At 40.0% G+C, this 23,770-nt stretch carries 16 protein-coding genes, 1 pseudogene and 1 riboswitch; of the genes and pseudogenes, 9 read left to right on the forward strand and 8 right to left on the reverse strand.

All coding sequences use genetic code 11. The features are described 5' to 3' along the window. Positions 1-269: 269 nt before the first annotated feature. Complete coding sequence (gene yhbH, locus MHB45_RS02210) at positions 270-1,439, forward strand: sporulation protein YhbH (protein ID WP_048689858.1); 1,170 nt, start codon at positions 270-272, stop codon at positions 1,437-1,439. Positions 1,440-2,897: 1,458 nt separating this feature from the next. On the opposite strand, the gene MHB45_RS02215 is transcribed toward yhbH, so the two are convergent. From MHB45_RS02215 to MHB45_RS02230, 4 genes are all read right to left on the reverse strand, one after another. Next, positions 2,898-4,124, reverse strand: coding sequence for a CynX/NimT family MFS transporter (locus MHB45_RS02215; protein WP_202186210.1), 1,227 nt, complete (start codon positions 4,122-4,124; stop codon positions 2,898-2,900). Between the two features lie 13 nt (positions 4,125-4,137). After that, positions 4,138-4,815 (reverse strand): FadR/GntR family transcriptional regulator, encoded by a 678-nt coding sequence (locus MHB45_RS02220; protein ID WP_048689849.1) that lies wholly within the window; start codon positions 4,813-4,815, stop codon positions 4,138-4,140. Between the two features lie 112 nt (positions 4,816-4,927). Continuing rightward, positions 4,928-5,152: a hypothetical protein gene (locus MHB45_RS02225; RefSeq protein WP_142398466.1), complete on the reverse strand. Its 225-nt coding sequence runs from the start codon at positions 5,150-5,152 to the stop codon at positions 4,928-4,930. Positions 5,153-5,399: 247 nt separating this feature from the next. Further along, positions 5,400-6,731, reverse strand: a complete 1,332-nt coding sequence (locus MHB45_RS02230; RefSeq protein ID WP_048689846.1) for an amino acid permease — start codon at positions 6,729-6,731, stop codon at positions 5,400-5,402. Between the two features lie 764 nt (positions 6,732-7,495). On the opposite strand from MHB45_RS02230, the gene MHB45_RS02235 reads away from it, so the two are divergent. Next, a complete protein-coding gene (locus MHB45_RS02235; protein WP_072272405.1) occupies positions 7,496-8,854 on the forward strand; it encodes an IS1182 family transposase in 1,359 nt (452 codons plus the stop codon). Positions 8,855-9,016: 162 nt separating this feature from the next. Here the strand turns inward: MHB45_RS02235 and MHB45_RS02240 are convergent, their stop codons facing one another. The 4 genes from MHB45_RS02240 to galU all read right to left on the reverse strand — a co-directional run bounded on the left by MHB45_RS02240 (position 9,017) and on the right by galU (position 12,110). Then, the gene (locus tag MHB45_RS02240; protein WP_153246180.1) at positions 9,017-9,187 is read right to left on the reverse strand and encodes a hypothetical protein; all 171 of its coding nucleotides are present in this window, start codon (positions 9,185-9,187) and stop codon (positions 9,017-9,019) included. Between the two features lie 72 nt (positions 9,188-9,259). Beyond that, entirely contained in the window at positions 9,260-10,654 is a 1,395-nt protein-coding gene (locus tag MHB45_RS02245) for a cytochrome P450 (protein ID WP_340907280.1), read from the reverse strand. 192 nt (positions 10,655-10,846) lie between these two features. Then, complete coding sequence (locus tag MHB45_RS02250; RefSeq protein ID WP_095391400.1) at positions 10,847-10,987, reverse strand: hypothetical protein; 141 nt, start codon at positions 10,985-10,987, stop codon at positions 10,847-10,849. 262 nt (positions 10,988-11,249) lie between these two features. Beyond that, complete coding sequence (gene galU, locus MHB45_RS02255) at positions 11,250-12,110, reverse strand: UTP--glucose-1-phosphate uridylyltransferase GalU (RefSeq protein ID WP_048689844.1); 861 nt, start codon at positions 12,108-12,110, stop codon at positions 11,250-11,252. A 168-nt stretch (positions 12,111-12,278) separates the two neighbouring features. Between galU and MHB45_RS02260 the strand changes: the two genes are divergently transcribed. The 7 genes and pseudogenes from MHB45_RS02260 to MHB45_RS02290 all read left to right on the forward strand — a co-directional run bounded on the left by MHB45_RS02260 (position 12,279) and on the right by MHB45_RS02290 (position 23,735). Further along, positions 12,279-13,943, forward strand: a complete 1,665-nt coding sequence (locus tag MHB45_RS02260; protein ID WP_176702887.1) for a DUF6044 family protein — start codon at positions 12,279-12,281, stop codon at positions 13,941-13,943. Between the two features lie 15 nt (positions 13,944-13,958). Next, entirely contained in the window at positions 13,959-14,981 is a 1,023-nt protein-coding gene (locus tag MHB45_RS02265) for a glycosyltransferase family 2 protein (RefSeq protein ID WP_048689841.1), read from the forward strand. Next, complete coding sequence (locus MHB45_RS02270; RefSeq protein ID WP_048689838.1) at positions 14,941-15,396, forward strand: GtrA family protein; 456 nt, start codon at positions 14,941-14,943, stop codon at positions 15,394-15,396. The genes MHB45_RS02265 and MHB45_RS02270 overlap by 41 nt, the downstream gene beginning before the upstream one ends. A gap of 358 nt (positions 15,397-15,754) precedes the next feature. Next, a riboswitch (cyclic di-AMP (ydaO/yuaA leader) is annotated at positions 15,755-15,900 on the forward strand. 137 nt (positions 15,901-16,037) lie between these two features. Beyond that, positions 16,038-17,865 (forward strand): annotated as a pseudogene (locus MHB45_RS02275) (APC family permease). 1,283 nt (positions 17,866-19,148) lie between these two features. Continuing rightward, positions 19,149-19,862, forward strand: a complete 714-nt coding sequence (locus MHB45_RS02280; RefSeq protein ID WP_373689716.1) for a helix-turn-helix domain-containing protein — start codon at positions 19,149-19,151, stop codon at positions 19,860-19,862. Between the two features lie 187 nt (positions 19,863-20,049). Next, complete coding sequence (locus MHB45_RS02285) at positions 20,050-21,522, forward strand: aldehyde dehydrogenase family protein (RefSeq protein ID WP_161921950.1); 1,473 nt, start codon at positions 20,050-20,052, stop codon at positions 21,520-21,522. A gap of 260 nt (positions 21,523-21,782) precedes the next feature. Next, positions 21,783-23,735, forward strand: coding sequence for a primary-amine oxidase (locus tag MHB45_RS02290; RefSeq protein WP_142953055.1), 1,953 nt, complete (start codon positions 21,783-21,785; stop codon positions 23,733-23,735). Positions 23,736-23,770 lie beyond the last annotated feature (35 nt).

Here is a 23,770-nt window from a genome sequence, read left to right on the forward strand (position 1 = left end):
TTATATTCCTTTTTTAGAAATAACCTGACAGGACCTTTAACGCCCCGCCCCTGTCAGGACTTGTCTAGTTCATGGGCAAACATCCATTATTAATTTTGTTGTAAATTATCCTGCGTCGCTGCATAAGATAGAGTAATACTTTTCTTTTCATCCGTTTTTTCGCACTGTATTTTTCAATGGAAAACCGGAATGATGTGGGCATTCCCACACTAACTTATTATATGAAGGAATGATGAAAAGCGTGCAAACATTTTTAAGGGGGGAAGAGAATGTCGGAAGAGAGTAATCAACAGTATGTAATCTCACAGGAAAATTGGACCCTCCATCGGAAAGGCTATGATGATCAACAACGTCATCAGGAAAAGGTGCAGGAAGCGATCAAGAATAATTTGCCTGATCTAATTTCAGAAGAAAGCATCGTAATGTCCAATGGCCGGGATGTCATCAAGATCCCCATTCGCTCCTTGGATGAATACAAAATTCGTTATAACTATGATAAGAACAAACATGTAGGGCAAGGCGATGGAGACAGTAAAGTGGGGGATGTAGTCGCAAGGGATGGCTCACCGTCCGATGCCGGAGCCGGTAAGGGCCAAGGTGCAGGTGACAAAGCCGGCGAGGATTATTATGAAGCCGAAGTGTCGATGATGGAATTGGAGGAAGCCCTGTTCAGTCAATTGGAACTCCCTAATCTTCAGAAGAAAGAACATGCGGAGCACACTCTTGAACATATTGAATTCAACGACATCCGCAAGACAGGCCTAATGGGAAATATCGATAAAAAGAAAACGATGATATCCGCATTCAAACGGAACGCCTTAAGGGGGGACCCAGGTTTTCATCCTATTTATAAGGAAGACTTTAAATTCAAAACCTGGAATGAGGTTCAGAAACCTGATTCGAAAGCAGTTGTACTGGCAATGATGGATACGTCCGGAAGTATGGGGTTATGGGAAAAATATATGGCTCGAAGCTTTTTCTTTTGGATGAACCGTTTCTTGCGGACAAAATATGAAACCGTGGAAATCGAGTTCATTGCCCATCATACAGAAGCGAAAGTCGTTCCGGAAGAGGATTTCTTTTCAAAAGGGGAAAGCGGCGGTACGATTTGTTCGTCCGTATACCGAAAAGCATTAGAACTTATTGATCATAAATATGACCCCGCGAAGTTTAATATCTATCCGTTTCACTTTTCCGATGGTGATAACCTAACATCCGATAACGTCCGATGCGTTAAGCTTGTTGAAGAACTCATGAAGGTTTCCAATATGTTCGGATACGGGGAAGTCAATCAATACAACCGCCATTCGACATTGATGACAGCTTATAAGAACATCGATAATGAAAAATTCAGGTACTATATCCTTAAGCAAAAGGCTGATGTTTTCCATGCAATGAAGAGCTTTTTTAAAGATGAGGAAAGTAAGAAGTATGCTTAAATAAATAAGTTAGCTTGTTCTGGATTGTAGGGAAAGCGCCATTCCCTCTACAATCTTTTTTATTTATCGATCAATCTGATTTAAAAATATTCAGTTCTAGTTGGTGACTAATCGAACGATTCTGAACAAATCTCCCTATGAGGCAGATGAATGGCATTTGTTCATAAATTCAAGATATAAAGTTAGGATTTTCGTTCATGACACTCCTTTCCAATCCTATCATAACTTCTTACAGTAGGCGCAATATAAAAAATGGTTTATATCATTTCATTTTTGGAACGATCTGATTTCGTATATGTTATAAAATAAAGGAGCAGTGAGGTCCCTTCTTTCCCCTAAACCCCATTGTAAAAGAAGACCCTCTTCTCTTAGCGGCTCCAAAACATTGTGCCTTGGATAAACACTCAGGCTGCCTGTTCCCTATGTTCCTAGGGAGCAGGTTGTTTTAATTTCCCTGAATTAAGAATGATTTTTTAGATTTTAAATATTTGCGATTCCCTCACTCTTCCTTTTTATCCTTATGCCTTTTAATCCAAAAATCAGCCGCTCTCTAATCTGCATCTGCTTTTTAGAAATCCAATGAAAAATGAACGGCATTTCTTTTCTGAACGAATGATTTTACTTTATGAAATACCGACACTCACCTATTTGTATATAATGATGCCAGAATCTAAATCTAGATAATATCAACATCATGATAAAGGAGAAAGATGATGTCGAAGCCATTTAACTTTTTTTTACTATGGGTCTCACAAACTTGGTTCACCCTATTGAAATACAGGATCTATTTTATTCAAGCCTTTTTAGTCGTATTTTTGATGTGTCTTTTATTAAATAAACAGGAAATAAATACGCTGAAAATTACCCTCATTTTAATAACGTCACTATCCTTTCTTAAAAGTGCCCATAGAAAAAAAGAGTGAATAAAAGTAAAAGTGATATGTAAGGAGGTTAGGGAATACGTACCGGAGTTGCCACTTATGCACTGGATGATATATGTTTATGTAATCCGACGGAACGTTGATAAATAGAAGTAACTCTTCAGGGAAGAAACTAATAACCAAATAGGATAAGGGAAAATGTGATAAGAGGGAACCTATGGTTTCTCTTATCACTTTTTTAGTTATGTAGCCATAATGATTGTAACCCCAGACAGAAAGTTTGAATTTTACGGTGGATTTGATAAGAAGATATGCTTTAATAAATTGCAGGATCATTTCTCCCGATTAAACACATCGCCATGAATGAAAATAATCACATTAAAATTGATGTTTAATGCTCTAATGTGGTTCCGAAAAAAAGTATTATTAATCTTGTAAGTAAAATTAAGTTATGAGGAGCGTTTCATTTATGAAGAAAAGTAAAATGTTAAAACCTATCAACGTTATGACAATGTAAATGGCCCCGGTACAATACCGGGGCCATGGCCGTTTAGGACCTTTTATATCTTTACTGGCTTTATTGAGTCGTTACATATTCATTATTTCCTGCACGCATTCCAACAATAAAAATAAGTGCCGATATAGCGGCCAACATCAGTAAGGGAAGAGTCCAGCTGTGTGTAATGTCATGAAGCAGTCCGAATAATACCGGTCCAATGGCAGCTAAGAGGTACCCGAATGATTGTGCCATTCCTGATAATTCAGTCGCTTCATGGGTGCTTTGTGTTCGAAGACTAAAGAACATCATCGATAAACTGAATATGGTTCCGACTCCAATCCCAATCAATATCATGCATACTGGGATGAAGAGAGTGCTTCCGGATAATATGCCGAATATCCCTGATATAAGGAAGATGACAGGCGGGACCACTAACAGACGCTGACTTTGTAAGCGTCCAGCTAAAATTGGCACAAGGAATGTTATGGGAATGACTGCAAGCTGCATGATGGATAGCATCCAGCCAGCTTCATCAGCATTCATGCCTTTTTGCTCCAGGATTTCAGGCATCCAGGTAATTACTGTATAGAAAATAAACGATTGCAAACCCATGAAGAATGTAATCTGCCAGGCTAAACCAGAACGCCATAAGTTAATCTTTTTATCCTTTTGCGCCGTTTGTACATCCTTACCTGAGTTGAATGGCCGTCTTAATTGCGGCATCCATAAGAGAACTGTAATAAGTGATAAAATCCCCCAACATCCAAGGGCACCAGCCCAACCCAATCCGGATGAAGAAGCAAGGGGAATGCTGATCCCAGAACCTATTGCGCCGCATAAATTCATGGAAACAGCATAGGTTCCTGTCATCAAACCGATGTTCCTGGCAAAGTTATGTTTAATCAGACTGGGTAACAAAACATTGCCTATTGCAATGGCTAACCCGATTAAAATGGTCCCTATGAACAATGTCGGCACCCCGCCAACTGAGCGTATCCCAATTCCGATCGTTAATAATACCAAGGAAAGGAAAAGTGTAAGCTCCATTCCAAAACGCCGTGCTATCCTAGGTGCAAACGGTGATAATAAAGCGAAGGAAAGCAAAGGCAATGTCGTTAATGATCCTGATAATGTATTGGAAATCCCCAAGTTATCACGGATCGAAGTGACAAGGGGTCCAACCGATGTTAAGGGAGCCCTCAGATTTGCCCCAAGAAGAATGATTCCGATGATGAGCAGTCCTACTCTGGGTTTAATATCCATTTTTCTTTGTTCTAGTTGATTTGCCGCTTGATGAATGCCCATACTCTCCTCCTTACTACTCTAAAGATTTTTTGAATTGTGCAATGTATTCATTCACTGTTTCGATTGCCCGGTTCACATCTTGTTCGATGATGGCATCTATAAGTTTGCAATGAATGTTCAAATGAAAGTTCACATCAGAACTCATCTCCACTATCTGATGGATGGATTCATGCAGGGAGTGTTCCATATGTTCGTACAAATCAATCAATAAATCATTATGTGATGAAACCATAATCGATTTATGTAACTGTATATCCGCTTCTTCGTAGGCTTTGATATCCTTTGATTCGGCAGCTCTACTGCATGCTGATATATGAAACCGCAATTGTTCTATATCTTCTTGATTACGTCTTAATGCCGCTAACTGAGCTCCTTCTCTTTCAAGGGCATGACGGACCTCTAACGTTTCTAATATACTTGACTGCTGGATCCTTCTTTCAATAGCAGCCCCCAAGGCACTTGATGACCTTACGAATGTCCCCTTTCCTTGTTTCGTTACTAAAAGCCCTGCATAAACAAGTGATCGTACAGCTTCCCTTAATGTATTTCTGCTTACATCGAACTGTTGGATCAAATCCATTTCAGGGGGAATTTGATTTCCTATTTTCCATTCACCTGATTCGATTAACGATTCGATTTGGGAAACCACTTGCTCTACAAGTGATAAGCGATTTGTTTTAGATATGGTCAAGATACACACCTCGAATTTGTAGGATGATTGGTTCATTGGTTATCTTAACATATGTATGTTGAAAATGGGTATAAGGAGTATTTTAAATCCAAATTTGTTTCCTTTTTATTCTTCAGAAAAAATTGCAGTCGATTTCAGAAATCGGCTCCCTTTCCGCCGAATGTCTGCCAAGCGTCATCAAAGCAAGCGCCTGCGGGGTCTCGACTAGCCAGTTATTCGGCAGGAGTGTCGCAAATTTCTTCAATCCAAAGGCATCCCCAAAGGAGTAACCCAAGTTTGTTTTGAAATCATGGTTAGGGGTGAAATCATATCGATGCAACCGCCAGACTATAGACAAATTTAAACTAAACGCCAGTTGGTCTATAGTTTTAAAACAACATTCCAGTTAATTGGAGCGGGTGTTCGAGACTCCTGCGGGAAAAGGTGCCGAGGTGGCTTCCGGAACCCCGCGGAAAGCGAGTTTCTTCAGTGGAAATCGACGTCCAATCTGTACTGGCACTAAAAAGACTGAAGGCAAACCCGACTTTCATCGAGTTTGCCTTCAGTCTGTAATCCCTAATAAAATTCAGGGGGGGATAATATTTCTATTTTTTTTGTTTGACAATAAATGAGAGAAGGATGAATATCACTAACGTGACAAGACATACTGTAGTCCCGATGATGTTTTGCTTATTAAAGAGAAATGCCAAAAAGATAATGCTTAAAGCCGTGATGGCTAATATAGTTGTATATGGGTACCATTTTACCCGGAATCCTGGTTTGCCAGTGTATTGCTTACGCAGTTTCAATTGCGCGGAACAAATACTGATCCACAATAATAAAACCGTGAATCCAGGAATGGCCATAAGGTAGCTTAAAATCAGGTCGGGATACAAATAGGATAAAAACACACCAGCCAATATGCATAATGTAGTTAAAAATATACCATTTAGCGGGATACCCTTTTTCGTTGTTTTTAAAAATGCCTTGGGCGCTTCCCCGTTCTGGGAAAGAGTGAACAGTGTCCTTGAGGTAGCGTATATACCTGAATTTGCAGCTGATAAGACAGCGGTTAAAAGAACGAAATTCATGATATCGGCGGCTCCGGGAAGACCAGATAAGCTGAAAACCTGAACGAAAGGACTTACTTCAGTGCTTACTTGGTTCCAAGGTATTACTCCGCAAATGATAAGTATCGGCAAGACATAGAAAAGAATCACCCGCCATACTGTTCCTTTTATGATTTTTGGTATGACTCGCTGACTATCCTTTGTTTCCGTGACGGCTACACCAATTAATTCTGCACCCCCATATGAAAACATTACCACTAAAAGTGCACTTAACATTCCGTCAATTCCTTGGGGGAAAAAACCACCATGTTCCGTGTAATTAGAAAATGAAGCCGAACTAGGAAAGAGTCCTAGCATGATCAAGGCTCCTAAAATGATAAAAGCAATTAAGGTTATTATTTTAATTCCTGCGAACCAAAATTCGAGTTCTCCATAGTATTTTACTTGAAACAAATTAATTCCTATTATTACTGAAGCGCAAAGTATGCTTAACAGCCATAATGGTACTGTAGGAAACCAATATTGTAGAAAACTGCCGGCTGCGACTATTTCTACAATGATTACGATAATCCAATTGAACCAATAGAGCCATCCGACAATGAAGGATAGTTGAAACCCAAAAGCTTTATTAATGAGATGTTGGACGTTCATATTAGGAAAAGCGGTTGCCATCTCCCCTAATGCGGCCATTACAATGAATAACAATAGCCCCCCTATTAAATAGGCTATTACAACACTTGGGCCTGCCATATTTAATGTATCGGAACTCCCCTTAAAAATCCCTGTTCCTATCATTCCGGCCAAAGCAATGAACTGGACATGCCTGGGCAATAGGCCCTTTTTTAGATCTTGATGAGTCTTCCCCATTATATTCATGCCTTTCTTTCATAATTTTAATAAAATAGTCTATCAGTAAAACTTAAAAGTTTCTTCTATTATTGAACGCTTTCACGCACTAAAGTACTATATTAATATATCATGAATCGGAAAAAAGTCAATTTAGGCCGGTGAACGGGAATGGATTTCCAACCGGCGAAGAAGGTTATTTAAAAATATTGGATTTTATGAAATGAATCAAAGAAAAAAACTGCTAGGTGATTTTTCAGGGATTGAATTGGCAATTCTTCATTCTTTAAAATACCTATTGAAAAGAGAGAAATATAATTCTGTTTAATGGCATTATTACTGGCATTTGTTTAGTAGTAAATAAGTTGATGGAATCAGTTTCAGTCCTTAATAGTCGTAGTCGCTTAGTTTATCCTATCAGGATTGTTGCAGCCAGCATTTGCGGCTGCGGGGGCCAGGGTTATGGAACATACTGCAGAATAACAAAAAACCGACCTTTCAAGGTCGGTTTCAGACTGTAGACAAACTCGATGAAAATCGAGTTTGTCTATTTTTATGGCTTGTACAATTTGGACGTTGATTTCCACTCCAGGCACTCGCTTTCCGCGGGCGGTCGGGGAGCCTCCTCGGCTTTCGCCTTGCGGGGTCTCCCCTAGACGCGCTTTTCCCGCAGGAGTCTCGTACCTTCCGTTCCAATCAACTTTGTCTTACCTTTTAGATAGAACACTTTTGCCTGGAGTCATGTTTGTTTTAAAATAGAAGTATTAAAACTTGAGGTGATGAGGATGCTTTCTAAACATGATTCTATTCAGCGAGATCAACTTGAAATGATTACTTTAGATCAATTGGTGCCACCGAACCATTTGGTTCGTAAAATGGAGGCTGCCATTGACTTCACTTTCATTTATGACTTGGTGAAAGATATGTATTCAGAGGTAGGACGCCCAAGTATTGATCCAGTTATTTTAGTTAAACTGACTTTCATTCAATATACCTTCGGTATTCGTTCCATGCGTAAAACGATTGAAGAAGTTGAAACCAATATGGCTTACCGTTGGTTCTTAGGCTATGGTTTCCATGATAAAGTACCTCATTTCTCTACGTTCGGGAAAAATTATGAGCGACGCTTCAAAGATACAGATCTGTTTGAACAGATTTTCTATCGCATTTTAATGACAGCTGCTAATAAAAAGTTAATAAGTGCTGAACACGTTTTCGTGGATTCCACACATGTGAAAGCCAGTGCGAATAAACGGAAATTTGAAAAGAAAATCGTTCGTAAAGAAACACGAGCGTATCAAGGACGTCTTCAAGAAGAAATCAATCAAGATCGTGAAAACCATGGAAAAAAGCCTTTTCCACCAGATAAATTTGATAAAGAAGAGACCAAAGAGATTAAAGAAAGTACAACGGATTCTGAGAGTGGCTACTATGTGAAAGATGAACGAACAAAACAGTTTGCCTATTCATTCCACGCGGCCGCAGACCGCAACGGTTTTGTATTGGGAACGATTGTAACACCTGGAAATACACATGACAGTCAGATCTTAGAGCCACTAGTTGAACAAGTGATTGAGAAAGTTGGAAAACCGGAAGCCGTTGCCGCAGATGCAGCTTATAAAACACCAGCGATTACAAGCTACCTATTTAACAAAGAAATCATACCGGCTTTACCTTATACACGTCCTCGCACCAAAGAAGGATTTTTCCGCAAACAGGACTATGTATACGATGAACATTTTGATTGTTACCTTTGCCCTTCGGGCGAAACTTTAAAGTACTCAACAACAAATAAAGAGGGCTATCGCGAGTACAAATCGCCAAAACAAATTTGTACAACATGCTCATTTTTATCTCGGTGTACAGAAAGCAAAGACTGTCAAAAAGTGGTGACACGGCATATCTGGCAAACACATGTGGAAGAAGCAGATCATCTGCGTCATCATCAAGATGTAAAACCTATATATGCAAAACGTAAAGAAACGATTGAGCGTGTATTCGCAGATGCAAAAGAAAAGCATGGTATGCGTTGGACTACTTTAAGGGGACTTAAAAAATTGTCGATGCAGGCGATGCTTACTTTCGCTGCCATTAATTTAAAGAAGATGGCCAATTGGACATGGCAAGGTCCAAAAATGGCCTAACATAGTGGGCTCGTAGAGCCCCAATCTCTAAACTTTAGGCGAAAATTCAAGGGAATTTCAAAAGGGGTTCAGAATTTTTTAATTCCGAACCCCTTTTGTCTACAAACTGAAACCGACCTTTCAAGGTCGGTTTTTCTTTAATATAAGGTACGAAGCGGGAAACTATCCGTTCCCATATGAAAAGGGGAGCGGCGCCTGTAGGTATTCGGTTTCTTGTTTCGGTTCAATTTCGCTTAAAAATTGCAGATAACCGGTATATACCTGCGATGCCATTCCTAAATAGTGCAATTCAGTGTGGATGATTCCCTTTCGTGGTGAATGGAGCAAATACATTTTTTCATCCCTCCTTTCTAAAAGGATAGGCCAGTTATTACAACGATATTTATTAGGAAAAAACCCCTATTACTAAAAATTGGATGCACCAGGTTCAAAGGCTTCTGCAGCTCTTTCTTCTAACACCATGCGCAGTCCATTCTTGGGTCTGAGTGTAAGGGAGGGAAGGGGAGTTACTTCATGATGGTCAGGTGCAAGCTTTATCCTATATCGCTTTACAATGCAGGCGAGGACAAACACAGCTTCCATCATGGCAAAGTGATTGCCAATACAAACCCGCGGCCCTCCGCCAAATGGAAAGTAAGCGAACGCAGGCAGGCTTTTCATAAAGTTATTTTCAAATCGCTCAGGGATAAATGATTCCGGTTGATCAAAATGCTCTGGGTTATGCTGCATCACATAAGAACTTATTAGTATCATATCGCCTTTTTTAAAGCGATATCCTCCTATTGTGACATCCTCCGTCACATCACGGGATAAGATATACAGTGGCGGGTAAAAGCGAAGTGTTTCATGAATGATATTTTGAGTGTATTGTAATTTCATGAAATCTTCAGGCTTGGGTGTCCGTTGACCGATTATGCTATTGACTTCATTGAAAAGCTTGGCTTGAATTTCCGGATGCTTCGAAAGTGCATACAGTGCCCAGGAAAGAGCATTTGCTGTCGTTTCATGACCGGCAAGAAAAATAGTCATTAATTCATCACGGACCTGATGGCTTGTCATGCCTAACCCGTCGTCGGCATCACGGGCGTCCATCAAGATCCCTAGCATGTCTTCATGTTTTACTGTGTCGTTCTTCCGTTTTTCAATAATGCCGTAAATAACTTTATCAAGCCTTTGTATCGCCTTTTTATATTCACGGTTGATTTTAGTCGGTACCCATAATGGCATACGGAAAATCTTTCTCATCCTTTTGACTGTTATTCTCAATGCAGTTTCCAAAGGTTTCCCAACGATTTCATATCCATCCTTGAATTCCATGCTGAACATGGTCTTGCTGATTATCCCGAGAGTGATGTTCATCATATCCTTCGTTATAATCCGTTCATCATCATGTTGCCAAGTTGATATATAATCCATTGTGATATCAATCATATCCTTGGCGTATTGGCTGATATGAGTCTTTTTGAAAGAGGGTTGGATAAGCCTTCTCTGTCGCATATGAAAGTCTTTTTCGCTTGTAAGCAGACCTTCACCGATAAGCGGTTTTAAAAGATTGAAGTCCTTGGATTTGACGAAAGATTGTTGTTTTGTTACAAGTATTTGTTTGATTAGATCAGGATTTAAAACGTGATAAACATTTTGGAATGGTCCTAAACGGAATTTAGCGACTTCCCCATATTCCTTGGACAATCGGGTCAGAAACCCAATCGGATCTGTTTGAAACTCTTTTGTATGTCCGGAAACCAGCCTTCCTTTTGGAACCATTTGAGAAGTGCGGAAGACATCATCAGCGTGGCTCAATGAAGTTTTTCTCCTTTCTTTAAAATACTTACATGTAATCATTCTATGAGGATAAGCTAAATTGGTTTGGACAAGTCGTTAAAGAAAGGGCGGATAATTTTATTGAAGAACTAAAGTTACAGAGAAAAGACTCTGGATGAATATAGCCAGAGTTTTTCGTGAGGGCTTTAGATTAATGAAGGGGGATTCAATTCAACTTCTTTCATCATCGCCCCCATGTTGGAAACGATCATTTTTTTCATTGATGGGCCCGCCAAATTGTGCATTGATTTCCTTAACCACTTGATCTAAAAATTCATCAGATATTATTGGATTATTGGTTTTATTGTGCATGTGTTTCTCTACAATCCTTTCTGGGTATCGTGTTTTGGAACATTCATGAAGGATACGTTATCAACATAACCTCACTTATAGAAAACTATTCTTTCTCTGTTCAACTTTTTCTGCTGTAACATTTTACGGAAGCATAAACTGTTATATTTCACTTGGAGGATTATGGTAAGTGGATCATTTTACAACCAAAGGGGTGTTAATCCGATGTGGAAATAGCCCAATCACCTCTTTTTGGTAATTGGGCATGGTCATATTAACTTCATTAAGGAAACAACTGCCTTATATATTTTATTAGCTGATCACGAAGTTCAGGTCGTTTCATGGCGAAATCTATTGATGCTTGAAGGAAGCCGAATTTATCGCCCACGTCATAACGATTTCCCTCGATGATATACGAATATAATGCTTCTTTTTCTAACAAAAGGTCTAAAGCTTCGGTAAGCTGGATCTCCCCCTTACGATCAGGCTTTACGTTTTCAAGGATTTCAAAAATCGCAGGTGATAAAATATATCGGCCAATTATCGCCTGTGTTGATGGTGCATCCTCCACTTTTGGCTTTTCCACTAAGTTTCTTACCAGAAATAAATCCTCATATCGTTCTTGGAAGTTTACGATCCCATACTTGGAGACATCGGCTGGTGACACTTCCTTACATCCGATAATGCTTGCTCGAACCTTGTTATACCGTTCCATTAACTGCTTCAAAGCTGGAACCTGGCTATCCACGATATCGTCCCCTAACAGGACGGCAAAAGGTTCGTCTCCGATAAAAGTTTTGGCACATAAAACTGCATGACCCAGACCTAAAGGTTCCTTTTGTCTTACATAGTGGATATCGACCATGTTGGAAATGTTCTCCACGATCTTAAGCAGATCATTTTGACCTTTCATTTGCAGAAGCATTTCAAGCTCAATCGATTTATCGAAATGATCTTCGATGGCACGTTTGTTTTTACCCGTAACGATGATAATATCCGTAATCCCTGATTGTACCGCTTCTTCGATAATATATTGAATGGTCGGCTTATCGACAATCGGCAGCATTTCCTTTGGTTGAGCTTTCGTAGCAGGCAAAAATCGTGTTCCTAAACCGGCTGCTGGAATCACCGCTTTCCTTATCATAGCCCAGCCCCTTTTTAAGGTTCTTTTATATGCTTATTGCATTTTATGTGGTCATTGGTTGACCTATATCAAAATAGGTTAAAATAAATCCCTTAAAAAGAATAGATTTACCTTCGAAGCCAAATATTATGGATATATGAATTTAATCAAGAGGTGGATATTTTGCCAATTGAAAATCAAGAGAGAAAACAAATCCTTTTTGCCTTACTCATCATTGTTTTATATCTTTCCCCCTTAATCATCCTTGGAGAAAATGCGCATATTCGCGTACATGATAATTTGGATTCCAACCTTGCCTGGTATAAAGTCCTTTCAGAAAGCGGTGAGTTATTCGGTGCAATTGACGCCAGAATTCCGCAGATTATGAATGGGCTGCCCCGTAATGCTTTTGGCAGTGAGTTCAGTATTATCGTGTGGCTTCATGCTCTTTTTCCGACAATGGTTGCTTATGCAATAAGCCAGGCATTAACAAGGTTTATTGCATTCTTTGGTATGTATATCTTATTGAAGAAACATTTGGTTACAGGAAGACTATCAGGTTGGATTAGGGTTGGAACATCCTTAGCCTTTGCCCTTACCCCATTTTGGCCATCGGGAATGCTCAGTACACTTGGGATGCCTTTAGCCCTTTGGGCTTTTTTGAATATCCGCAGCAAGGATCATTCTTGGAAGAATTATTTGGTCCTTACACTTTTACCGCTTTATTCAAGCATCGTGCTTGGCTTTTTCTTTTTCCTTGTTGCAATGGGTTTTCTTTGGCTAACGGATGTAATCAGGGGAAAAGGGTGGAATATAAAGTTTCTTCTTTCGATCGTTTATATGACCGTCATTTTTGGTTTGGTGGAGTATCGTTTGGTCGCTTCATTCATTTTTGATTCGGAGCCAAACAGCAGAGATGAATATTTTCACGCAAGGCTGCCGCTCGATTGGGTCGTTAAGCTTACTTTCAAAAATTTCGTTCTTGGACATACGCATGTCATGACTGTACATGCTCTTATCATCCTGCCGATTACAGTCTTTGCCCTTTATATTATTCTGACCAAAAAACTGTGGAGACAGGAGAAGGTATATGTTTTTTTATTCGGCTTGAATTTTATGCTCTCAGCGTGGTACGCATTTTGGTTTTATAAAGGCTGGCTTCCTTTAACGGAAAGGTTCCATACCCTGGATACCTTTAATTTTGCCAGATTTCACTTTTTAAGGCCGATGGTAATTTACTTAGGGTTTGCCCTCGCGATAAAAATCATTTGGGAACACAGCGACTATGCTAAGAAAACCCTTTCTATTTTCATCGCCATTCAAATTCTGATTTTAATGGGTTTCAATGAAGAGATCACTCACAATAAAAAACCCTCTTTTAAAGAGTTCTATTCAGAAAGCCTTTTTCAGGAAATAAAAGATCATATAGACCGTCCACAAGAAGAGTATCGTGTTGCCAGCATTGCGCTGCATCCCGCAATCGCTCAATATAATGGATTTTACACGCTCGATAGCTATAACAATTTTTATCCGCTTTCTTACAAACATCAATTTCGTCAAATAATTGAAAACGAATTGGCTAAGAATAAAAACATCAGAATCTACTTTGATGAATGGGGAGGACGTTGTTACCTGTTTACCGATGAGCTTGGGAAGCATTATATGTTCAAGAAAGGCTCGAAGAAAGAGCTGGAAAATTTGGACCTCAACATGGATGCGTTTAAAGGATTAGGCGGCACGTATATATTTTCTGCCATCCCAATCAACAACGCGAAGGAAAACGGATTGGTGCTGGATAGGGTTTTCACGAAAAAAGGAAGCGTATGGAAAATTCATTTATACAGAGTCATGTGAAAAGGGGGGAATAGAATGAATTCACCGATTGTAACGATTGTTGTACCTTGTTATAACGAAGAAAGCGTTTTGCAGGAAACCATTTCCCAGCTTTGTGGATTGATGAGGGGGTTGGTCGATGAAAATGTTGTTTCCGGTCAAAGTAAAATTTTGTTGGTCGATGATGGGAGCAAGGATCAAACGTGGAAGATCATTTATAAAGAAACGATTAATAATGAATATGTTCGTGGGCTAAAGCTTTCCCGGAATGCTGGACATCAAAATGCACTTCTGGCAGGGTTGTTTACAGCCAAGGAAGCCTCGGATTGTGTGATTTCCATTGATGCAGATTTACAGGATGATATTCAGGTCATCCCGGAATTCATTCGGAAATTCAATGAAGGATGTGAAATCGTATATGGTGTCCGCCAGAAAAGGGACCTTGATTCATTCTTTAAACGAACATCTGCAACAGGTTTTTATAAATTGATGAACAAGATGGGGGTCAACCTTGTCTATAATCATGCCGATTTCCGGCTAATGAGCAAAAGGGCGATCGCGGAGTTGGAACGCTTTGATGAAACGAATCTTTTTTTACGGGGGATTGTACCGCTTATTGGGTTTAAGACGGACTCTGTTTATTATGACCGTAAAGAAAGATTGGCTGGGGAAACGAAATATCCATTTAAGAAGATGGTTGCTTTTGCACTTGATGGCATTACTTCCTTTTCAGTTACACCAATCCGGCTGGTATTATGGCTAGGATGTCTTTCCTTTTTCATTAGCTTACTCTTTGGGTCTTACTTTTTATGGTTGAAATTTTATGGGCAGACCGAAACTGGATGGACCTCATTGATCACCTCCATATGGTTGATCGGTGGACTACAGTTGATTGCTGTCGGCTTGATTGGGGAGTATATAGGTAAAATCTATAATGAATCCAAACGCCGGCCTAAATATATTGTTGATCTTGATCTATTTAATCCGCTCGATTTAAAAAAACGGGAGCAACTAGACAATGAACGGAACAGTATTGAAAAACTATCTAAAACAAACTAACTCCTTTATCCGCTTTTTATTGGTCGGAATAGTCAATACAGCGGTTGGACTTTCCATCATGCTTTTTCTCATGAATGTTCTTGAATTATCTTACTGGATCTCCACCTTTATCGGCAATGGTACGGGAGCTGTAACGAGTTTTCTTTTGAACAGGACTTTTACCTTTAAAAGCGATATAGAATGGCGTCGAGGAGTTGCCCGTTTCTTTTGCGTCATCCTGATTTGTTATTCCGCCGCTTATTCTATAGGCCAAGCCATTGCAGAATCACTGGAAGGAACCGTTCATTTATCCATACAACAAAATTTGGCTGTTCTGATAGGAACAATTTTTTATACAGTGCTTAACTATCTTGGCCAGAAATACTTTGTCTTTAAAAAAAGCAATTTGAGGCCAATTCAAGAAGGAAGGAACTGATTAGCGTAGATCAGTGGAATAATGCCCCCGATTGGACGGGAATTAATAATGGAATCGGAAAGAGAAAATTCTGATTTAATGACTATCCAAGCTGGGGCAGATCTGTTTTACTTGATCCATCACGTTCCATGTGGTGATCATTTTTCCTTTTTGGAAATGTATCTTTTGTTCATTGTCCTCTTTAATATCCCTTTTAGACGTTTACTTTCCTCCTTTCCTACCTTCGAATCATGTGTATGCATGACTTTTGTTATATAAGTCAAGAATAAAGCCTCGTTTATAAATAATAATTCTATTTCTGTGCAAAATTTTCATTTACTTTTCCATTTCACGGGAGTATGATAATCAACAGTTTCATATTTCTAAATCGCTTAAACCTTATGGTGCGGGGGACCCGTTATTGGGATTGTTTTTACAATCCAAGGGGTGAATCCTTTAAAAGGTAGGGCTACTCTTAGGTCCGAATCCGACAGCTAACCTCGTAAGCGTTATATGAGAAGGAAGGTGGAGCTTGTTAGACAAAAAAATTGATGTCTACAGGTCTATTTAGCTATGACTTGTAGGCATTTTTGTGTTCCGTCTCGTTTTTTGCTACAGCTGGGAAACATAAACTTATAAATTAAACTGGTGGTGAATTCTTGATGTTATCTTCTATAAAGAGGTTCTTGATCGGGAGACCTTTAAAATCGAATGCACTTGGTGAACAAAAGCTTAATAAAACAAAGGCGTTGGCGATATTATCTTCCGATGCTTTGTCTTCGGTTGCATATGGGCCGGAGCAAATATTGATTGTCCTGATCACGGTCGGTGCTGCGGCATTCTGGTATTCAATCCCCATCGCGATTGGAGTATTGATCCTGTTAACCGCTTTGATTTTGTCCTACAGACAAATCATTTTCGCTTATCCACATGGCGGGGGAGCCTATGTGGTTTCAAAAAACAATTTAGGTGTCAATCCAGGGTTGATAGCTGGAGGATCCTTATTGGTCGATTATATATTAACTGTCGCGGTAAGTGTTTCTGCTGGTACGGATGCCATCACGTCCGCTTTTCCCGGCCTGCATGATTATAATGTCCTCATAGCCATTATTTTCGTCATCCTACTTACTATCTTGAACCTTAGGGGGGTTACGGAATCGGCCTCTGTCTTGGCCTATCCGGTGTACCTATTCGTTTTAGCCTTGTTCATCTTGATTGGGGTTGGAATTTACAAGATTCTGACGGGAGGAATCTCACCGGAATTGCATGCGTCAATCGGGACTCCGGTAGCCGGCATCAGTTTATTTATACTGCTAAGAGCATTTGCATCAGGAAGCTCCGCATTGACAGGAGTTGAAGCGATTTCCAATGCAATCCCGAACTTTAAAGATCCAGCACCGAATAATGCTGCAAAGACATTAATAGCGATGGGTTCCTTACTAGCTGTTTTGTTTTCGGGAATCGTATTCTTAGCCTATTATTTAAGCATTGTTCCTAGCGCAGAGGTAACGGTCGTCTCCCAGATTGCTGAAGAGATCTTTGGACGGAATTTCATGTATTTCTTCATTCAAGGTACAACTGCATTGATCTTGATACTTGCAGCAAATACTGGATATTCGGCTTTCCCTTTGCTTGCGGTAAATCTGGCAAAAGGATAAATTCATACCAAGGGCGTTTACGATCAGAGGGGACCGTTTAGGGTATTCCAATGGAATTATCATACTTGGACTTGCATCCATCATCTTGATAGTCGCATTTGAAGGACATACGGAAAATCTCATTCCGCTTTATGCGGTTGGTGTATTCATCCCATTTACGTTATCCCAGACCGGGATGATTGTTAAATGGATTCGCGAAAAGCCAAAAGGCTGGATGATGAAATTAACCATTAATTCAATTGGTGCCATAATTAGCTTTATCGTCACGATGATATTCTTTTTAACCAAATTTAGTCAGGTTTGGCCCGTTTTGATTTTTTTACCTATCATCATTTTAATTTTTCATCGAATTAGAAATCATTATGAAGCAGTTGGAGACTAACTAAGGATTACAACATGTGAGCCGATCTTACCAATTGAAGGAAATATCATCATTGTACCTGTTGCGGGTATAACTCATGTGGTTGAGAACTCTTTAAATTATGCAAAATCTCTATCTGCACATCAGGTCATTGCCGTTTATGTCGCTTTTGAAAGAGATGATGAAAAGAAATTCGAAGAAAAATGGAAAAAATGGCAGCCGGATGTAAGGCTCGTTACACTGAATTCTTATTACAGAAGTATCATTCAGCCACTAACTAAATTTGTGGATACAGTAGAACATAAGGCTAGTGAATCCAATTATAAAGTTACGGTGATCATCCCCCAATTCATTCCGAAGAAGGGCTGGCACAATATACTTCATAACCAATCAAGTTTACTGATTCGCGCTTACTTACTTTATAAAAGAAATGTGGTTGTTACGACAGTGCCATATCATTTAAAGAAGTAAGTTCCATATCTTATAGAACAGAATGTAGACAAATTCGATTTTCATCGAGTTTGTCTACATTTTTTTATGGCTTATACAATTTGGACGTGGATTTCCGCTCAAGAAACTCGCTATCCGCGGGCGGTGGGCGAGCCTCCTCGGCTTGCGCGGAGTTGAAGTTGTGTTGGTTTGGGAACATCATTTGATGAAAGATAAGTTTTCCGTCTACAAATGTGGGTCACGGTTTACATGATTGGGCCTACGTATTTTTAATGGATTATACAATTGGACGTTGATTGGAACGTAGGGCACTCGCTTTCCGCGGGCGGTCCGCGAGCCTCCTCGTCTAACGCCTGCGGGGTCTCCCAAGACGCGCTTTTCCTGCAGGAGTCTCGTACCTTCCGCTACAATCAGCTTTGTTATAGCATTTAGTTAGAAACCATACTTGAGGAGTTTTGGAACATCATTTGATAAAAGATAAGTTTTCCGAACCCCTTTTGTCTCAAACTGGAGGAGCAAGCCTACATAAGGTTTGCTTTCTGATAATCTTAGAATTAAAAAGATGCCCCTACATCGGTCTTTCAACAAGCGTCCCCGATGTTTGAAGAATAACATTAATTAAAAACTCATTAAATTTGCCATCACGATCATTGCTGATGAAGCCCATACAAGAAAAAAGATTGCAGTGAGATGTGGGGATACTTCATCTTTTATAGCTTTAATTAAGGTAAATATAAAACTATAGCCAAAAATGAAAAATAAAATTACATATAAGTAAACCAATCTATACATTCCTTTCGTAACATAGAGGCTAAAAACTGGATTTAACTAGAATATTTTACCATATATTTCAGTGTTCCTGACCAATATTTAAACAAGAGTTTTTTCTCAGAGCCTTTTATTTTCACCGAAGGTAAAAGAGAACCCAAGTGTTCTGTAAGTTGGGTATTGTTTTAAATCTTTCAGTCAAAAGGGATTTGGAAATACTTGTCGAAAATTATAAAAACAACGCTCATATTGATAATGGCCAGGGGTGGGAAGAATGATGAACGGCTCTCCTGACCCGTGTAGTGATGCGGATGACCACTCAGCCAATCGATTACTGTAGTAATTGGGGCAAATGCAAGCTTATTGCAGTGGTAAAAAGGCTTTGGTGACAGTGTAATATAAAAGGAGCGTGATGGTAGCTGAGCATCATTCAGAGTTTCAATAACTTCGACTATTTTCCATTCCAACCGGAATTCGAGATTCTATCAGATTATTATATAGAATTTAAACAAAGAAATTCTGACCATTCCACTACATTGTTCTATCAATTTAAAATCAATCGGGATTTAATGAATCCAATGTCCGTCATTCCGGATGGGTGCATCGACATATTATTTTATTGCGATCCCGAAAGACCCTCCGCAGATGTGTACGGGACTGTCCTCAAGTACAAAACGATAAACTTTCAAGCTAATTGTGAATATTTCGGTGTGAGGTTTATGCCTAAGCAGGAAACCCAGCATTTTAAATATTCCATGAAGGAGGTAATCGATCGCCAAATCCCTTTAGCTGATATGTTAAAAATTGAACCTACCATTATGGAAAGGTTAATAACTGAACGGGATTTTCATAGAAGAATAAAGCTGTTCAAAGAAGAAATAGGGATTAATATTTTTACGTGTAACGGTTTGCCGGCAATAATAGAATATTCCTTGAACAAAATATATTCTTCTAAAGGAAATGTAAATATGAATCAATTAGCTGCTGAGACCGGATACTCTACAAGATACTTGCGAAAGCAATTCGATGCCCATGTAGGGATGCCGCCCAAATTATTCAGCCAAATAGTGAGGTTCCAAAACTCCCTGCATATGTTATTGAATAAACAGGCCTTTACAGTTTGGGATGTAATTAATGAGAATGGGTATTTTGATCAATCACATTTAATTAATGAATTTAAAAAATTTGGTTACCTGACTCCTACTGAATTCATTGATGCCGTTTCAAAGAAATTTTCAAACCCAATATAACGTTCTTGCTATATAGTGATTACATTTGAAGGATCCCGTTCATGGTGACGAGGATCTTTTTTGTTTGGGTTTAATGCATGCGAAATATTCTGAAAGTTCCGTTTTTTACAATAAAAAAATGATGCGCGGCCTTATTGTATTAATAGATATTTTGTTTTGGGATTTCCACTAGAAAGGGGAAACGATGATGGGGAAAAACTATCGATTGTTCATTGATGGGAGATGGGTTGATTCAATATCAGGAAGAACATTTGAATCACTTAATCCTGCAACTGATGAAGTGAATGCTGTAGTTGCCGAAGCAGGTCCGGAAGATGTTGATTTAGCGGTAAAAGCTGCACGAAGGGCGTTTGAATCTGGCCCATGGGCTGAATTGGCACCGGGGGATAGAGGGAGGTTACTGAATAAAGTGGCACAGGCACTGTGGGAGAAAGCCGATATGCTCGCCGAAGTCGAATCACAAGATAACGGGCTGCCAATCAATGAAACAAAATTCATTGCGATGCCTGCCATGATAGATGTACTCGAATTTTATGCGGGATTAGCCAATAAAGTCCAGGGAAGTACCCTTGCCTCTCCCAATAACCGGTTCAATTATACCTTGAAGGAGCCAATCGGTGTCATAGGGGCCATAGTTCCTTGGAACTTTCCGCTTATGCTGACGATGTGGAAGCTTGCCCCTGCTTTAGCTGCAGGCAATACGATTGTGATAAAACCAGCTGAGCAAACTCCTGTAAGCATTCTGGAATTGGTTAAAATCTTTCAAGAAGTCGGAATTCCAGATGGAGTCATCAATGTTATTCCGGGATACGGGAAGATAGCGGGTGATGCCCTCTCCTCCCATCCTGACGTCGATAAAATCGCTTTTACGGGTTCAACGAATACTGGCCGCCTAATCATGCAGGCAGCAAGTAAGAACTTAAAACCAATTAGCCTTGAATTAGGGGGGAAATCACCAAATATAGTTTTTGATGATGCTTCAATTGATAATGCAGTGAATGGATCCATGTTTGGTATCTTCTTCGGACAAGGTCAAGTATGCGCCTCGGGTACAAGACTTTTTGTGCAGGAAAGCATATATGATCGATTCATGGAATCATTCGTGAAGAAAGCACGATCCATCCGTGTAGGGAATCCTTTAGACCATATGACCCAAATGGGACCGCAAGTTTCCTTGCAGCAACTTGACAAAATTCAACAATATGTAGCGGCCGGTCTGGAACAGGGAGCTAACCTTGTCATGGGAGGAGAAAGAAATACGGAGGCAGGAAATGGCTATTTCTTCACGCCCACTGTTTTTGAGAATGTTACCAATGATATGACAATTGCCCGCGAAGAAATTTTTGGGCCGGTTTTGTCGGTTATCAAGTTCAAAGATGAGGAGGATGCATTGAACAAGGCAAATGACAGCTTGTATGGATTGGCTTCAGGTTTATGGACCAATGATTTAAAACGGGCGCACCGGATGGTAAGGGGGTTAAAAGCGGGGACGGTGTATGTGAACACGTTTAGCATGCTTGATAGTGCAGCACCTTTTGGCGGCAGGAAGCAAAGCGGTTTCGGAAGGGAACTGGGTATCCAAGCGATGGATATGTACACGGAAACAAAAAATGTGTGGATCGATTTGAATGAGCAGGGCTTGAACTGGTATGGAGTTTAAGGGCAGGGACGCGTCCTAATGGGCAGCTTGAATGAGTTGGATTTCCAGCTATCCGCTTGATAAATCGGTATGAGTGTCATGTGTTTACTGATATTGGCTATCTTCATCATATTGAATATTGTTGGGTTAACGAGTCAACATCAGTTTTCTGGAAAGATGGCGGTAGGCAAATAAAATTTTGCACTTTATGCACGAGGTACTTCGAGGGGAAGTTTACTTAATGGATAGAATGATATTTTACCTAAAAGGGAGAGGTTAAGATGGAAAAAACTTCTAGTATGAAAGTAACGAGGGAAAAGCACCCGCTTGATCCATTAACGGCAGAAGAACTTAAACTTACGGTCCAGATTTTAAAACGTGATAAAGGATTGGATGACCATTACCGCTTCGCTAACATCAGCTTACTGGAACCTGCAAAATCCATTGTTCTGGATTATCGTGATGAAGAACAAATCAAGAGAGAAGCATTCTGTATCATTCTTCATAATCAAGAGGGAAAAACATATGAGGCTGTTGTTTCCTTAACGGAAGGAAGCATAACGTCATGGAAACTGATTCCTGGAGTGCAGCCATCCATAATGGCTGATGAATTCATGGAGTGTCAGGAAGTCGTGAAAAGCCACCCTGAGATGATAAAAGCCTTTGCCAAAAGAGGGCTTACGAATATGGACAATATCATGGTCGATCCATGGTCAGCAGGGAATTTTGGAATTGAAGAGGAAGTGGATGTACGAATCGTCAGGGCTTTATGTTATTACCGTACATCATTATATGATAATGGGTATGCACGTCCCATTTCAGGATTATATGTCCTTGTCGATTTAAATAAGATGGAAGTCATCAAGATTGTGGACAAAGGTGTCATACCATTTCCGCCGCTTGATGGAAATTATACACCCGATCAAGTAGGTGACATGAGGCAGGATGTTAAGCCTTTGGAAATAGTTCAGCCAAAAGGACCAAGTTTCACGACGGAAGGACATGTGATCGATTGGCAAAAATGGAATATTCGCTTTGGTTTCAACTCCCGTGAGGGTCTTGTCCTTCATACGGTCAGTTACAATGATGATGGAGTGCAGCGGCCAATCCTGTATAGAGCTTCTTTATCCGAGATGGTGGTGCCTTACGGTGATCCGACTGATCCGGTTAACAGGAACAATGCTTTTGATGCAGGGGAATACGGAATTGGCATGTTGGCGAATTCACTTGAACTTGGGTGTGACTGCCTAGGTGAGATCAAGTATTTTGACGCGAACCTGGTGGATAGTAAAGGGAATGTAATTCAAATTAAAAATGCAATTTGTCTGCATGAGGAGGATTTTGGAATTGGATGGAAACATACGGATTGGAGGACAGGTCATGTTGAAGTCCGCCGTTCAAGAAGATTGGTCTTATCAAGCATTTCTACAGTAGGAAATTACGAATACGGATTTTATTGGTATTTCTTTCAGGATGGGACGATACAGTTTGAAGTGAAATTGACAGGCATATTGCATACACAAGCCATCGAACCTGACCGGAAGCACCCGCATGGCAATCTGGTCGCACCTCAATTATTTGCTGCACATCACCAGCATTTCTTTAATATGAGGCTTGATATGATGGTTGATGGAATGAATAATTCAGTTTATGAAGTCAATACAAAAAGCATGGAAAAGGGACCGGACAACCCATATGGAAATGGTTTCTATCCGGTTTCTACTTTGCTTAAAAATGAATCCGAGGCTGTCCGGGACCTTGATTTGCGTACTGCGCGCTTCTGGAAGATCGTCAATCCCTCAAAAAAGAATAGATTGGGGGAACCGGTTGGTTATAAATTGTTTGCTGGGGAGAATTGTTTTCCGTTCGCCCATGATGATTCGCCTTTATTAAAACGGGCTGGATTTTTAAAACACCATTTTTGGGTGACGCCATTCGATCCTGATGAACAGTTTGCATCAGGGCGATACCCAAACCAACATGCAGGGGGAGAAGGATTGGAAGATTGGGTTAAAGCCGATCGCTCCATTGAAAATGAAGATGTTGTGGTCTGGTATAACATGGGCCACCATCATATAACACGACCTGAAGATTGGCCAGTCATGCCGACCGCTTATATTAGCTTCATTTTAAAACCGACGGGCTTTTTCAATCGGAATCCAGCTCTTGACGTGCCTCCATCAAAAGCAAAGAATTCAGCTTGCCAGGTGGACGGTCATACTTCCTGTCATTAAAATCAGTCGTTTCACTAACTATTGCTCGAAAAGGG

The sequence above is a fragment of the Peribacillus sp. FSL K6-5616 genome (genome assembly GCF_038008245.1).
In the GTDB taxonomy this organism is placed as follows: domain Bacteria; phylum Bacillota; class Bacilli; order Bacillales; family DSM-1321; genus Peribacillus; species Peribacillus frigoritolerans.

What these genes read in the sequence shown, in the direction of transcription:
- yhbH (WP_048689858.1), top strand. Translation starts at nt 270, where the DNA reads ATGTCGGAAGAGAGTAATCAACAGTATGTAATCTCACAGGAAAATTGG.
- MHB45_RS02215 (WP_202186210.1), bottom strand. Translation starts at nt 4,124, where the DNA reads ATGGGCATTCATCAAGCGGCAAATCAACTAGAACAAAGAAAAATGGAT.
- MHB45_RS02230 (WP_048689846.1), bottom strand. Translation starts at nt 6,731, where the DNA reads ATGGGGAAGACTCATCAAGATCTAAAAAAGGGCCTATTGCCCAGGCAT.
- MHB45_RS02235 (WP_072272405.1), top strand. Translation starts at nt 7,496, where the DNA reads ATGCTTTCTAAACATGATTCTATTCAGCGAGATCAACTTGAAATGATT.
- MHB45_RS02240 (WP_153246180.1), bottom strand. Translation starts at nt 9,187, where the DNA reads ATGTATTTGCTCCATTCACCACGAAAGGGAATCATCCACACTGAATTG.
- MHB45_RS02250 (WP_095391400.1), bottom strand. Translation starts at nt 10,987, where the DNA reads ATGCACAATAAAACCAATAATCCAATAATATCTGATGAATTTTTAGAT.
- galU (WP_048689844.1), bottom strand. Translation starts at nt 12,110, where the DNA reads ATGATAAGGAAAGCGGTGATTCCAGCAGCCGGTTTAGGAACACGATTT.
- MHB45_RS02265 (WP_048689841.1), top strand. Translation starts at nt 13,959, where the DNA reads ATGAATTCACCGATTGTAACGATTGTTGTACCTTGTTATAACGAAGAA.
- MHB45_RS02270 (WP_048689838.1), top strand. Translation starts at nt 14,941, where the DNA reads ATGAACGGAACAGTATTGAAAAACTATCTAAAACAAACTAACTCCTTT.
- MHB45_RS02285 (WP_161921950.1), top strand. Translation starts at nt 20,050, where the DNA reads ATGGGGAAAAACTATCGATTGTTCATTGATGGGAGATGGGTTGATTCA.
- MHB45_RS02290 (WP_142953055.1), top strand. Translation starts at nt 21,783, where the DNA reads ATGGAAAAAACTTCTAGTATGAAAGTAACGAGGGAAAAGCACCCGCTT.